The 13,854-nt window shown below is 37.0% G+C and carries 12 protein-coding genes and 1 riboswitch; all 12 genes read left to right on the plus strand.

Annotated elements, in window-relative coordinates:
• Window positions 1-36 precede the first annotated feature (36 nt).
• The 12 genes from NYQ66_RS02350 (at window position 37) to NYQ66_RS02405 (ending at window position 13,851) form a co-directional block, all read left to right on the plus strand.
• Complete coding sequence (locus tag NYQ66_RS02350; protein WP_259866451.1) at window positions 37-1,527, plus strand: methyl-accepting chemotaxis protein; 1,491 nt, start codon at window positions 37-39, stop codon at window positions 1,525-1,527.
• A 324-nt stretch (window positions 1,528-1,851) separates the two neighbouring features.
• Window positions 1,852-2,997 carry an SGNH/GDSL hydrolase family protein gene (locus NYQ66_RS02355; RefSeq protein ID WP_259866453.1) on the plus strand — a complete coding sequence of 382 codons (1,146 nt, stop codon included), beginning with the start codon at window positions 1,852-1,854 and terminating at the stop codon, window positions 2,995-2,997.
• 351 nt (window positions 2,998-3,348) lie between these two features.
• The gene (locus tag NYQ66_RS02360; RefSeq protein ID WP_259866455.1) at window positions 3,349-4,098 is read left to right on the plus strand and encodes a YveK family protein; all 750 of its coding nucleotides are present in this window, start codon (window positions 3,349-3,351) and stop codon (window positions 4,096-4,098) included.
• Window positions 4,073-4,768 (plus strand): CpsD/CapB family tyrosine-protein kinase, encoded by a 696-nt coding sequence (locus NYQ66_RS02365; RefSeq protein ID WP_259866457.1) that lies wholly within the window; start codon window positions 4,073-4,075, stop codon window positions 4,766-4,768. Before NYQ66_RS02360 ends, NYQ66_RS02365 begins: the two co-directional genes overlap by 26 nt.
• A gap of 309 nt (window positions 4,769-5,077) precedes the next feature.
• Window positions 5,078-5,851: a tyrosine-protein phosphatase gene (locus tag NYQ66_RS02370; RefSeq protein WP_259866459.1), complete on the plus strand. Its 774-nt coding sequence runs from the start codon at window positions 5,078-5,080 to the stop codon at window positions 5,849-5,851.
• A gap of 179 nt (window positions 5,852-6,030) precedes the next feature.
• On the plus strand, window positions 6,031-6,798 hold the full coding sequence (locus tag NYQ66_RS02375; protein WP_259866461.1) for a tyrosine-protein phosphatase: 768 nt from the start codon (window positions 6,031-6,033) through the stop codon (window positions 6,796-6,798).
• A 136-nt stretch (window positions 6,799-6,934) separates the two neighbouring features.
• Window positions 6,935-7,019: riboswitch (cyclic di-GMP riboswitch) on the plus strand.
• Between the two features lie 101 nt (window positions 7,020-7,120).
• Window positions 7,121-8,002, plus strand: a complete 882-nt coding sequence (gene galU / locus NYQ66_RS02380; protein WP_259866463.1) for a UTP--glucose-1-phosphate uridylyltransferase GalU — start codon at window positions 7,121-7,123, stop codon at window positions 8,000-8,002.
• A gap of 88 nt (window positions 8,003-8,090) precedes the next feature.
• Complete coding sequence (locus NYQ66_RS02385; protein WP_259866466.1) at window positions 8,091-9,923, plus strand: polysaccharide biosynthesis protein; 1,833 nt, start codon at window positions 8,091-8,093, stop codon at window positions 9,921-9,923.
• 418 nt (window positions 9,924-10,341) lie between these two features.
• A complete protein-coding gene (locus NYQ66_RS02390) occupies window positions 10,342-10,722 on the plus strand; it encodes a type II secretion system protein (RefSeq protein ID WP_259866468.1) in 381 nt (126 codons plus the stop codon).
• 388 nt (window positions 10,723-11,110) lie between these two features.
• Window positions 11,111-11,758, plus strand: coding sequence for a sugar transferase (locus NYQ66_RS02395; protein ID WP_259866470.1), 648 nt, complete (start codon window positions 11,111-11,113; stop codon window positions 11,756-11,758).
• A 14-nt stretch (window positions 11,759-11,772) separates the two neighbouring features.
• A complete protein-coding gene (locus tag NYQ66_RS02400; RefSeq protein ID WP_259866471.1) occupies window positions 11,773-12,666 on the plus strand; it encodes an SDR family oxidoreductase in 894 nt (297 codons plus the stop codon).
• Window positions 12,667-12,690: 24 nt separating this feature from the next.
• Entirely contained in the window at window positions 12,691-13,851 is a 1,161-nt protein-coding gene (locus NYQ66_RS02405) for an NAD-dependent epimerase/dehydratase family protein (RefSeq protein WP_259866473.1), read from the plus strand.
• Window positions 13,852-13,854 lie beyond the last annotated feature (3 nt).

The raw sequence follows: 13,854 nt of genomic DNA on the forward strand, positions 1-13,854 counted from the left end.
ATAGTAAAAATTATTCAGACAGGGGTTGTAATGCGTATGCTTAAAAAAAGAAAACAGATTGATGCCCAGCTATCAACCAAACAACTTGATATGGTGAAAAGGAACTCAATTGTATTTCTAGCACAAACAATCGTGACCGCGCTCGTTTTGTTAGCGATTGCATCAGCAGAATTTTCGCCTGATTCCATGATTGTATTGGGGATACAAGTGCTCATCTGGGGTGTGTTCTTATTCTTCCATTTCACTAGAAAGTGGATATTCTATCTACAATATATCGCAATCGCAGGTGCGATGATTTCAACGTCATACACCGTGTTTACGCAACCTTCCGCAACAAACGTTATGTCAATTTACTACCTGGTTATCTTAGCGCTAATCTATATGAGTTTGAAATTATCAATCTTTACTAACCTTTTTGGTCTTGTATTAATGTCCTATATGGTATTTGCGCAAAGCTCTTCGATTAACTTTGAAGAAGGATCTGAGATTACGTACTTAATCTATTATGTCCTAATCTCTGTCGTAATTTTCGCCTTACTCAACGTTTCGAACTATATGATGAAACAAACTGAAGCGGCTCGTGAAGAAGCAGAGAGGCTATCAGCGAACCAGGAACAACAAAGACAATCACTCGTAAACTTAATAGAAGTCGTAAGTGAAAAAACAGCATACATTACAAAAAATGGGGAACAAAGTAACGTGTCCTTTAATGAAATGAATGCAGCTTTTGATGAGATTGCGTCAGGTTCAACTTCACAAAGCCAATCTACACAAGAAATCAATGAATCGATCTCTGGTATGCAACAGCAATTACGAGAGATGAGCAATACAATGGAAAAACTATCAAACGAGTCCAACTCTACAAAACAGTTATCAGAATCAGGTCAAGAACAAGTAACTGCACTATCCCAAACCATTGGTGAATTTAAAGCAGATATTGATGCGATGTCAGAAGAGATTAGCCAATTGATTCAAAACTTAAACGAAACCAATGAATTCAGTAACACGATCAAAGAGATTGCCAACCAGACAAACCTACTATCACTGAATGCTAGTATTGAAGCTGCACGTGCTGGGGAACATGGAAAAGGCTTTGCGGTTGTAGCCAATGAAATTAGAAAACTAGCAGAAATGACAACAGATTCTGCTGAGAAAATTTCAGAACAACTACAAACGTTCTCGCAACAATCCGACCAAACAAGAAATAAAATGGTAGAGGTTGCCGATCGTATGACCGAAAGTGCTGAACAAACAGAAAGCACAAACGATTCATTCAAACAAATAAATACGGCAATTATTAATCTTAATAATCTATCTGAATTCAGTAACACGTTGATGCAATCTGTCACTGAATCGGTAAAAGTCATCGGAACGTCAACCGAAGAGCTTGCAGCATATAGTGAGGAATCAAGTGCTTCGATTCAAGAAGTAACGGCTACATTGCAGAGCTGCTTACAAAGTAATACAGGCGTATTAGAAAACCTGAAAGAGTTAGAAACTATATTGAAAAGTGACTTTCAAAAATAGAAATGTAGAGAAGTAGATCATCAGGTTGATGGTCTGCTTTTTTAGTTCAGGATCTATCTAAAAAAGCAACTAGTAAATATATCCCAAAAGAGGTCGAAAGTTTTAAAAATAAATTTCGACAAAATTTGATCTTAAAAAAGATGAGATTGAAAATTAAGTTTACAACCGTGCAGACTTATAGTCCCTAGCATATACCCATAGAATAAAAGTGAACAACTGACTAAAAGAAGTAAATCTAAAAAACGAATAACCTCACTGACACAATTTGTCATAAAATGTGATATCATAACCTAAGAAATAAAATACTTAAAAGGCTGATTACTTATGAAACAAGCAATTATTTTACTTTTATCTTGTATTACGCTCATAGCAATCTTAATCGTAGGCAAGCTGCACTGGGATGGTAAAATTGAGGCAGCAGGAAATGGTGCGGTTGCTGGAGAGGAAAACGATCAATCTAGTAGTAATGCAGAACAAGAAAGAACATCGCCTTCAACAGATAACAACCAAGAACTAGAAGTCACAGCGGCAGAAGATGCGTGGCTATTAAGTCATGGCAACTGGGAACAGGTCGAGATCCCCGATTGGGGTCCGGTCATGCAAGGAACATTTAAGAGTACTGGTGAGCCAGCATTTGGGAGAAAAGCAAGTATCTCTACCAATAGTAGTTTTGCTACCCTGATACAACGTAACATGGAAGGTAGTGTTTCGATCTATGTTGATGGTGAGTTGGTAAAAACAAGAGAACTTAGAAATGATGGAACGAAAAGTGAGATTGAAATCTTTACAGGTAGTGAGGGTTGGCATGAAATAGAATTAGTCTATTCCGGTTTTGCAGAAGTGACAAGTTTAATCATTGATGCGGGTGCGGAAGTGCAGAAGCCAGAAGCGGCATCTGAAAAAGTCGTTGTGATTGGTCATAACTACGGACACATCAATCCTAGCTCCAAGCATTTTGTAAGTTTACTAGGTAGTGAACTAGATATGGAAGTTGTAAACCAGGGCATCGCAGGTACAGACTTAAACATAAGTAATCCAGAAGATCAAGAAAATAGTGGATTGAACCGTGTGGAAGATGACGTGATCGCGGAGGATCCAACAGCAATCCTAGTCGTTTATGGTCAACATGCGTTGCCTGGACTTACAGAAGAAACAATCACCTATACCGACTACTATATGGATTTAATTGAGTTTTTAATAAAGATTAGAAATGAGTTGCCAGATGTACCTGTATTTATAAGTGGTGCTATTGCGACACCTGTAGCAGATGATAATGCGTTGAACAGACTAAATACGAATCTCAACTATGCGAGAGCAGAAGTATCAGGTACGGCATTTATTGACTTAGCGGGCTTATGGAATAGCAATAACTTTAACACTTACGTGAATGGTGAAGCACTAACAGAACAAGGACATGTTTTCCTTGCAGAAAAATATGCAGAAGCAATAAGTGAATACTTGGATAACTAGATGAAGAGGATGCGCATTAGATAGCATCCTTTTCTATTTGACTAATAAAGATGATCACGAAGAACAATAACTATTGTACTCCTACTAATAACCCATAAGAAAAAAAGAAATTCGCATTGAAAGCGCAAACATTACAAAATAACATCTTTTTCCAAAGAAATGTCATCTAATCTAGTCCCAAATGAAATAAAACTGTGTTATAATTTCGAAAGTGATGTTCAACTAGGGATGCTTTTGTAAAACTATTGAACTTCTTGACGATAGTTTAGGAGAAACAACTTTCGCTAATTATCGTGGCGGTATGCTATGTTTCAATAAAAGCGACAGATAAAATGTACCGGAGGGAAGATAATGGAAGAAACGATATCGTTGAAGGAAATATTTGAAACAATTAAAAAACGCCTCCTTCTTATTGTTTTATTAGTGTTCGGGGCAGCGGCAATAAGTGCAATTATTAGTTTTTTTGTATTAACACCAACCTATCAAGCGAGTACCCAATTTATTGTTAGTCAAAGTAATGAACAAACCAATATGGTAGATTTAAATCAGATTCGTACTAACGTTGAATTGATCAGCACGTATAACGAGATAATAAAAAGCCCACGAGTTTTAAATAGAGTATCAGATGAATTGGGAGTAGATGTTACTTCAAATGCAATTAATGTGACCAATGCTCAAAGTTCACAAGTTGTTAAGGTAACGGTAACAGATACGGATCCAGATATGGCCGTAGCAATTGCGAACACGACGTTTACTGTATTCCAGGATGAAGTGCCGAACTTAATGAATGTAAACAATGTTAGTATTTTATCGGAAGCGGTAGCATCTGCAAACCCACAACCGGTTGCGCCAAACCCAATGTTAAACATTGCAATTGCAATGGTAGTTGGAGCAATGGCGGGAGTAGGTTTAGCGTTCTTACTTGAATACTTAGATAATACGATTAAAACAGAGCAAGACATTGAAAATAAATTAGAATTACCTGTGATTGGTGTTATCTCGCACATCGGTGAAGATGACATCGTAACAACGCAATTTAATAAGGCGATGAGCCAAAGAGGAAGGGGAGAGATCGGTGGCCAAGCGAAGAAAACAAGCTAGAAATACGACAATGAGGCATTTGATTACAAAATTAAATCCGCGCTCTCCAATTTCTGAGCAATACCGTACGATTAGAACGAATTTGCAATTTTCCTCGGTGGATAATGAAATTCAATCGATGCTTGTAACGTCTTCTGGTCCTGCGGAAGGGAAGTCATCAACCGTTGCGAACTTGGCAATTGTGTTTGCACAACAAGGTAAAAAGGTGCTATTGATTGATGCGGATATGCGTAAACCAACGCTTCACTACACTTTCCGGATGGATAACCGTAGAGGATTAAGTAGTGTGCTAGTTGGTGAGACAATACTTGACGAATCGATTGTAAAGAGTGATGTAAAAGACTTGGACCTATTATCTTGTGGACCAATTCCACCAAATCCTTCTGAACTATTGGGTTCAAAGGCGATGGAACGTTTAATCCGTGATGCGAAAGGCTATTATGACTTAATTATCTTTGATACGCCACCAGTATTAGCTGTTACGGACGCACAAATTCTTGCGAATATCTGTGATGGGGCAATTATGGTTGTAAGAAGTAAACAAACCGAGTATGAGGCTGGACAGAAAGCTAGAGACCTATTAATGCCAGCAAAAGCAAAACTTCTAGGCGTTGTGCTTAATGATAAAGAACAGAAAAAAGGTCAATATTACTACTACGGCACAAATTAATAACGAACACCTTGTATCTACATGGATGCAAGGTGTTTTCTGTTATAAACAATATGTTCTAGCTAATATAAAATCAGCCGACGTAACTTTCCCACCCGATCCAAAAAAATAAAATAGTTCCTATAGAAAATGTGAAATGCTCGGGACGGAAATTTATAATCGACAACTTGCGTTGTTCTTTTTGGAGAAAAATTTGTTCTATTTATTGGAATTTCGACAAAGGTTCTTATCCATTTACAAATTTCTCGTGCTATTCTATTGCTAGAAATATATCCCATTACCTAAATGTTGGAATTATCTAGAATAGGAGTGAGTAGTTTGATCGATATACACTGTCACATCTTACCCGGTGTAGATGATGGAGCGAAGCACATGGAAGAAAGTATTGCTATGGCTAAAGAAGCGTTAGAGCAAGGAGTCTACACGATCGTAGCTACCCCAAGTCACATGAATGGCAAGCATCATAATTTCAAAAAAGAAATTCTGAAGTATGTGAAGGATCTTAATAATCGACTCGTTGAAGAAGAGGTGCCATTAACAGTACTTCCAGGTCAGTGTATCCGCATCAACGGTGATTTGTTAGATAGCTTTGAGTCTGGCCATTTGCTAGAGATGAATGTGAATAGTGGATATGTCATGATTGAATTACCACAAAATCATCTTCCACAATATATGAGTCAGCTAATCTATGATTTACAACTAAAGGGATATAGGCCAATACTTGTACATCCGGAAAAACATGCACAATTTATTTATGAGCCTGATGCGTTATATGAGTTAGTGAAGAAAGGGTTGCTTGTGCAGGTTTCAACAGATAGCGTGATTGGTAAAAACAGCAGGAAAGTGCAGAAATTCGTACACGAGATGATTGAAGCTAATTTAACACACTTTATTGGGACAGAAGCAGGTGATCGTTCCTCCTATACATTCCAGGCAGCAGTCAAAGAGATTAGGAAAAAATATGGGAACGCAACCGTCTATTATTACTTGGAGAATGCCACATTAATGACGAAAGGTGAAACGGTCCTGGGAGATGAACCAATTCGCATGAAAAAGAAAAAAAGAATACTTGGAATTATTTGAGAATTCGTCGGGAAGAAAGTTATTTCTTATTTGGGTGTAAATGTAAAATGCATGTGAATAAATAACTATATATTTTGTATTAATTGACAGTATTCGACAAAAGTATACTGTTTTTTTTATGGATAAACCCTGTTATACTAAAACTATCGCAAAAAAACAAATGGAATGGGCTGATGTACGTGATAGATATACACTGTCATATAGTAGCGAATATCGATGATGGGGCAAAGAATATGGATGAGAGTGTAGAAATGGCAAGAGAAGCCGTATCCCAAGGAATCGACAGCCTTATTGCAACACCTCATCATTTGAATGGAAGATATGAGAATTATAAAATAGATATTGTCGAACATGTTCGATTGTTGAATGACAGATTAGTAGAAGAAAGTATCCCTCTGAAGGTTCTACCAGGTCAAGAAACGCGAATAAACGGAGAAATGATCAACGACCTAGAACAAGGACATCTACTACCGCTTAATGAAACGAGTGGCTATTTATTCGTCGAGTTACCATCCAATCATGTACCTCGATATACAAAACAACTCCTATTTGACCTACAAGTTCATGGAGTGAAACCTATTATTGTACATCCAGAAAGAAATAAAGAACTAATGGAAAATCCAGATCTTTTATATGAATTTGTCCGAGATGGCACGCTTACACAAGTGACTGCGGCAAGTGTAGTAGGTAAGTTCGGCAAAAAGATCAAACAATTTAGTGGACAACTGATTGAATCGAACTTAACACATTTCATTGCCTCTGATGCACATAACACAACCACAAGAGGTTTTTGTATGGACGAAGCGATGCAGTTCATCAGGGACGAATACGGAAATGACATGCTCTATTATTATATGGAAAATACGCAGTTACTCATTAACGGAGAAATGATTGTTGGGGATGTACCTGAACCCGTTAAAAAGAAAAAGTTTCTAGGAATCTTCTAAAAGGGTTACTTTTAAACACTAGATTATTTTGTGTAAGTATAAATGATAGTGCGATAAGGATATAATTGCCAAAATATACATCGGTAGATTCTGTTGTAATGCGTCGAATTCTGCATTATCATAGAAACATAATGTTATAAGAAAAAAGCAAACTTTCTGAAAGGGAAGGACGCAAAGCAAAGGGTCTAAGGTTGGATAACTAGGATCGCCTGGCTGCCATAATATAACAAACGACACGGTTATATTTTGGCTATTCTAAGCTTGCTTAGAATAGCTTTTTTAATGGGTAAAATTAGAACTAGATTTTTGGAGGTTATCAGATATGAAGAAAGTAAAAAAAGCAATTATCCCAGCAGCTGGGCTTGGCACGAGATTTTTGCCTGCGACAAAAGCGATGCCAAAGGAAATGTTGCCGATTGTAGATAAACCAACGATTCAGTACATAGTCGAGGAAGCAGTAGCTTCTGGTATTGAGGATATTATTATTGTTACTGGTAAAGGGAAGCGTGCGATTGAGGATCATTTTGATAATGCACCGGAATTAGAGCGTAATTTAGCAGACAAAGGGAAGATCGATTTACTTACAAAAGTAGAGCATTCTTCTAATTTAGCAGATATTCACTATATTAGACAAAAAGAGCCAAAAGGTTTAGGGCATGCGGTATGGTGTGCGCGTAACTTTATTGGGGACGAGCCGTTTGCGGTGTTACTTGGTGATGATATTGTCCAAAGTGATGTACCATGCTTAAAGCAATTAATTAATCAATATGAAGAAACACAGTCTTCAGTTATTGGTGTACAGACAGTACCTGATAGTGAAACACACCGTTATGGTGTAGTTGATCCGGATACGGCTGAGGGAAGACGTTATGGTGTCAATAACTTTGTGGAAAAACCGGCGCAAGGGACTGCTCCTTCTAACTTAGCGATTATGGGTCGTTACGTATTTACACCTGAGATTTTCCGTTTCCTAGAGCGTCAAGAAATTGGTGCAGGTGGCGAGATTCAACTAACGGATGCGATTCAAAAGTTAAACCAAATCCAGCGTGTGTTTGCTTATGACTTTGAAGGTGCTCGTTATGATGTTGGGGAGAAGCTAGGGTTTATTAAGACTACTGTACAGTTTGCTTTAAAAGATAAAGAGATTGGTGCAGATGTAGAAAAGATGCTTAGAGAATTATTACTACAAGAAGTGAAAAGCTAAACCTGTTTTTAATACTATTAAAATGAACCCGGTGGATGATATTACTTCATTGTGTAGATAGAATCTTACCAAAGAAGGGTGTATGAACATGAGTTATCGGACAAGGCTCACATTACTTATATCACTAGACTCCTTGATTGTTACATCAGCAATCTTTATCGCGCTTTGGATTTCGTATCCAACCACACCTGCTACCATTCAGGTGGAAGTTATTGTAGTTACTGCTATTGCACTTTTACTTTTTCATCATTTATATGCGTTTGTGTACAGGCTCTACAATAAAGTTTGGTCCTATGCAAGTGTCGGGGAGTTAGTAGCGATTGTAAAAGCAATAACATTTTCAATCGTTTCAGCAGGCATTGTGCAATTTCTTTTCAATGACTTCTCGATTTATCGAAGAGCATTGCTTGTGACGTGGATGCTACACATCATCTTTATTGGTGGTTCTCGATTCATGTGGAGGATTTACCGAGACCGATTTATAGCAAATGATGTGCAGCAAAAAAGAACATTGATCGTAGGTGCTGGTGCTGCTGGTGCGATGATTGCACGTCAATTGAAAAATGAACAAAAAAACACAGATTTATGCCCAGTTGCGTTTGTGGACGATGATCTGTCGAAGCAAAAAATGCAAATGTACAATATACCTGTTGTTGGTAGAGTAGAAGATATTCCAATGGTTGCAAAAAACATGAACATTGAACACATCGTAATAGCCATTCCTTCCTTACATAATGGAGAGATGAAAAAGGTTGTGTCGAATTGTAATAAAACTGATGCAAAGGTACAAATGATTCCGAAGATTGAGGATATCATGTCTGGTAAAGTATCTGTGAGTGCGTTGAAAAATGTTGAAGTAGAAGATGTGCTTGGTCGTACGCCAGTAGAGTTGGATATTAACACGATTTCTGAATATGTAACAGGAAACACAGTCATGGTAACAGGCGCTGGTGGTTCGATTGGATCTGAGATTTGCCGTCAGTTGATGAAGTTTACGCCAGATAAGATTGTGTTAGTTGGTCATGGAGAATTTAGTATCTACACGATTGATATGGAACTTCGTAATCAATATGGTGAAACGGATATTGAGATCGTTCCAGTTATTGGAGATGTGCAAGATCGTAAGCGTATGTTTGGAATTGTGGAAGAACATAATCCTACGATTATCTATCATGCAGCAGCGCATAAGCATGTGCCGTTAATGGAATATAATCCGCATGAAGCGGTCAAAAACAATGTAATTGGTACGAAGAATGTTGCGGAGGCTGCGGATGCATTTGGGATAAGTACTTTCGTGCTTGTGTCTACGGATAAAGCGGTGAATCCAACGAATGTGATGGGTGCAACGAAGCGTGTTGCTGAAATGGTCGTTCAGGATTTAGCACAACGTAGTAAGACTAGGTTTGTAGCAGTGCGTTTTGGTAATGTACTAGGTAGTCGTGGTAGTGTTATTCCGTTGTTTAAGAAGCAGATTGAAAATGGTGGGCCGATTACGGTTACACATCCAGATATGACGCGTTACTTTATGACGATTCCGGAAGCCTCACGGCTTGTGATTCAGGCTGGTACGCTTGCTAAGGGGGGAGAGATTTTCGTCTTAGATATGGGTGAGCCGGTGAAGATTGTGGACTTGGCTAGGAACCTGATTAAGTTGTCTGGTTACACCGAAACGGAGATTCCGATTAAGTTTTCTGGGATTCGTCCTGGGGAGAAGATGTATGAAGAACTTCTAGGTGAAGATGAAGTAATGCCTGGGGAAGTTTATGAGAAGATTTATGTTGGTAGGACGGTTGAGGTTGATTCTGGACGACTCATAGAATTGATTGATGCTTTTAATGGATATTCTAAGGTTGAGTTGAAGGATGCTTTGATGGGGATTGTTTATGCTGAGAGGGATTTGGTTGCGGCTAAGGGGTCTTAATCAGGGAATTGGTTTATGATTTAGGTGATAGGCTTTTTGTTGGAGCTGATCGATTCAAATTCTTGCGGATTTTTTGCGTGGTATTGACTTAGATGTTAGAAAGTGATTTAGAAAGTGTTGCTGAAGTCTCGCGACTTCTTTAAGGGATAAATATGAAGTTAGTTTTGAAGTCTTACGATTTCATTTTTGGTGATGTCTCCTTACCACTATCAATGGAGGCACTCGGCTGTTCTGTGGGTGAACTAGTAGGTTCACCTTAGACACTGTTGTTGTCAGTGGAATGGCGTGAGGTGGGGTTAGATGCCCTGTAATTTTTTATTAACTCTTATATGTATAAGAGTTAGATCTTGTAAAGAAGCTTAACTTCATAGATTATTGGTAGGTAGAGTGGCTTATATTCTTTTAAGGAGCTATGGGTGTGACTGATAATAGAAGAAGAGTTTTAGAGAATCACAGTGGATTTACTCTAGTTGAATTGTTAGCTGTGATTGTGATATTAGGTATTATTGTTGCGATTGCTGTTCCGGCGGTTGGTAATGTAATTGCTAATTCAGAAAGAGATGCTTGTTTGGCTAATAGTGAAGAAGTGGAAAGAATGTATGAAACACATTTGTTAGTAGAAGGTTTGGATCATTCAAATGCATTGTTCTCACAGTACGTTATACAAGTAGAGGGAAACATGCACCCAGGTGAAGCGATTCTTTCTTATAATGAAGGTGAAGTGGAGTGTAGTCTTCATCCTAGGGAAAATGATCAAGAACATGATGAAGATGATGGTGATAGTGTACCGATATTGTAGTTAGCTACTGGATGGGAGAGTATAGGAAGGATGGTTTAGCATCAGAGCCCATTTTAATAGTATTGATATAATGTATTGGATGGTATAACGGAACTGAGTATCGTACTTAGATTGAACGCTAGAAACCTTGCGGGATAAGGGTTTGAGGCATTTTTAGTGAGATTTATAGATTGATTGAATGGTATATATAATAGGAAGAAACTCGGTTAAGAGTGATAAATGCAAGAATATCTATTTCGTATTTGCTTGGTAGATTGAATAGATATTACGAGGTGGCTATCGGATATAGATAACAATTTAGTGGTTTAGAAGTTGGTTGGAGTACTAGTTTTAAAGGTTCCAATTAAGTCCTAACTTACTAAATAACTTTTCAAGGAGTGTTACAGGCATGTATATGAAAGTCAAAAGACTAATAGATATTCTTCTTTCCTTTATTGGACTTATTGTTTTATCACCTATTTTCTTAATCCTCATTATTGCTATTAAGCTTGATTCTAGAGGTCCTGTTCTGTTTAAACAAAAGCGTATTGGAATCAATAAGACACATTTCAATATATTGAAGTTTCGTACAATGAGAATAGATACGCCTAAGGACACTCCTACTCATTTGTTAGATAACCCGGATCAATACATTACTAAAATGGGTAAGTTCCTGAGGAAAACTTCACTAGATGAACTTCCACAAATCTGGAATATCTTTGTTGGTCAGATGAGTATCATTGGTCCGAGACCAGCGCTTTGGAACCAGTATGATCTAATCACTGAACGAGATAAATATGGTGCCAATAATGTGCCACCAGGGCTGACTGGGTGGGCTCAAATAAATGGTCGAGATGAACTTCCTATTGAAATAAAGGCAAAGTTGGATGGAGAGTACATTAAGAGAATTAGTCTTTGGATGGATGTAAAATGCTTCTTTGGGACAATCGTAAGTGTTGTTAAAAGCGACGGTGTTGTTGAAGGTGGGACTGGATCGAATACAATGGTGAAAAAGGAACTTGCTGCAAATAAAAAAAGTGAGAAAACAGTTAATTAAATAGGAGTGGAGAAATGCTATTAATTACAGGGATTACAGGACACACAGGAAAGTACTTTTTGAGAGAACTCATAACTAATAAATACGAAGGTCAAATACGCTGTATTGTTAGAAAGACATCAGATACTACATTATTAGATAATAGCGGATTAAACTTTGAAAAAGTAGTTGGAGATTTGGAAGACGAGGAGTTTGTTCAGAAAGCTATGAGGGGTGTTGATACTGTTATGCACATATCAGGAATTTTGCAAACCCCAAATGTTATTAGAGCAGCCGTAAAGGCTAATGTGGAAAGAGGTATATTTGTTCACACCACTGGAATTTATTCTAAGTTTAAATCTGCTTCAGATGAATATAAAAAAATCGAACATGAATTGGACAAGTTAATAAATCAGGAACAAGTAAATATTAAGATAACCATTTTAAGGCCTACAATGATATATGGAGATTTGTGTGACTTAAACATGAGTAAGTTTATAAAAATGGTAGATACCTTAAGGTTATTTCCAGTAATAAATCATGGAAGTTGCCTAATCCAACCAGTAAATGCAAGGGACCTAGGAAAGGCATACTTTCAGGTTTTGGGTATGAAAAAAGAACAATCTAAACATGAATATGTTTTATCAGGAAAGAAACCTATCTCAATGATAAATGCATTTAGGTTGATAAGTGATAACCTCGGAAAAAAAACAATTTTTGTAAGTTTCCCTTTAGGGATTGGTGTGTTAATCGCTAGGACGTTGAAGTTATGTACTTTAGGTAAAGTTGACTATATTGAAAGAGTTCAAAGAATGGGTGAAGATAGAAGTTTCCCTCATAAGGATGCTATTACGGATTTCGGTTATAATCCAATGACATTTGAAGAAGGTATAAAAATTGAGGTAGACCAGTATTTGAATATAAAATAACACTCGAGGAAGGAAGCTATAGATATGGAAAAAGTACTTGTAACAGGTGGAGCAGGGTTTATAGGAAATGCGGTTGTTGAACAATTAAGAAATAGGTATGAAGTAATTGTGTTGGATAATTTTTCTGAACAAATTCATGGAGAAGATTATAAGAAATCATACTTGTATCAAAGAATAAAGGATAAGTGCAAGGTAATAAAAGGTGATATTTGTAATTATGATGATTTAAGTTCAGCTTTGGAAGGTGTAGATTATATAATTCACCTTGCTGCAGAGACAGGAACGGGACAATCTATGTATGAAATTAATCGGTATACCGATGTAAATATAAAAGGTACATCAAATTTATTAGAAGCTATTATGAAAAATAAATTACCGATAAAGAAAATAATACTTTCGTCATCTCGTTCTGTATATGGAGAGGGTATGTATTCATGTGAAAAGCATGGTATAGTAGTTCCAAATTCAAGAGAAGTAGACGATATGAAAAAGGGTGATTTTGAAACCAAGTGTCCTACATGTGGTGGGGTAGTTGAATTAAGGGAAACTACAGAAGAAAGTCTTTTAACACCTATCTCTTACTATGCATATACAAAGCTTGCGCAAGAAAAAATGCTTGAGGTAATGTGTCCGACTATGAACATACCATATACAGTATTTAGATATCAGAATGTTTATGGCGCAGGTCAATCTTTAAATAATCCATACACTGGTATACTTTCAATATTCTCTAAATTACTACTTAAAGATAAAGATTTGAATATTTTTGAAGATGGAAAAGAAAGTAGAGACTTTATTCATGTAAAAGATGTTGCGAAAGCAACTTGTAGCGCGCTTGAAAACACTTCAACTAATTATCAGTATATTAATTTAGGTAGTGGAGTAAATATTTCGGTCAAACAAGTAGCAGAAACTTTGAAAAAATTATATGGATCCAATTCAAAAATAGAAATTTCCGGAGATTTTAGGAAAGGTGATATCAGGCACAATATTGCAGACATAAAAAAAGCAACAAACTTATTAGGATTTGAACCTATTTACACATTTGAGAAAGGCATGGAAGAATTTACAGCATGGGTAAAAAAACAATATGAAGAAAAAAGTATAGAAACAACAGACGATCTTTTTGAACGTTCGTTAAATGAGATGAAAGAAACGGGTATTCTAGTTATGGGGAAGGAATGATTA

Origin of the sequence: Aquibacillus koreensis (genome assembly GCF_025154055.1) — a bacterium.
Taxonomy (GTDB): Bacteria; Bacillota; Bacilli; order Bacillales; family Amphibacillaceae; genus Aquibacillus_C; species Aquibacillus_C koreensis.

Excerpts from the sequence above, each read along its gene's own strand:
- NYQ66_RS02350 (WP_259866451.1), top strand. The coding sequence starts at position 37 with ATGCTTAAAAAAAGAAAACAGATTGATGCCCAGCTATCAACCAAACAA.
- NYQ66_RS02355 (WP_259866453.1), top strand. The coding sequence starts at position 1,852 with ATGAAACAAGCAATTATTTTACTTTTATCTTGTATTACGCTCATAGCA.
- NYQ66_RS02360 (WP_259866455.1), top strand. The coding sequence starts at position 3,349 with ATGGAAGAAACGATATCGTTGAAGGAAATATTTGAAACAATTAAAAAA.
- galU (WP_259866463.1), top strand. The coding sequence starts at position 7,121 with ATGAAGAAAGTAAAAAAAGCAATTATCCCAGCAGCTGGGCTTGGCACG.
- NYQ66_RS02385 (WP_259866466.1), top strand. The coding sequence starts at position 8,091 with ATGAGTTATCGGACAAGGCTCACATTACTTATATCACTAGACTCCTTG.
- NYQ66_RS02395 (WP_259866470.1), top strand. The coding sequence starts at position 11,111 with ATGTATATGAAAGTCAAAAGACTAATAGATATTCTTCTTTCCTTTATT.
- NYQ66_RS02400 (WP_259866471.1), top strand. The coding sequence starts at position 11,773 with ATGCTATTAATTACAGGGATTACAGGACACACAGGAAAGTACTTTTTG.
- NYQ66_RS02405 (WP_259866473.1), top strand. The coding sequence starts at position 12,691 with ATGGAAAAAGTACTTGTAACAGGTGGAGCAGGGTTTATAGGAAATGCG.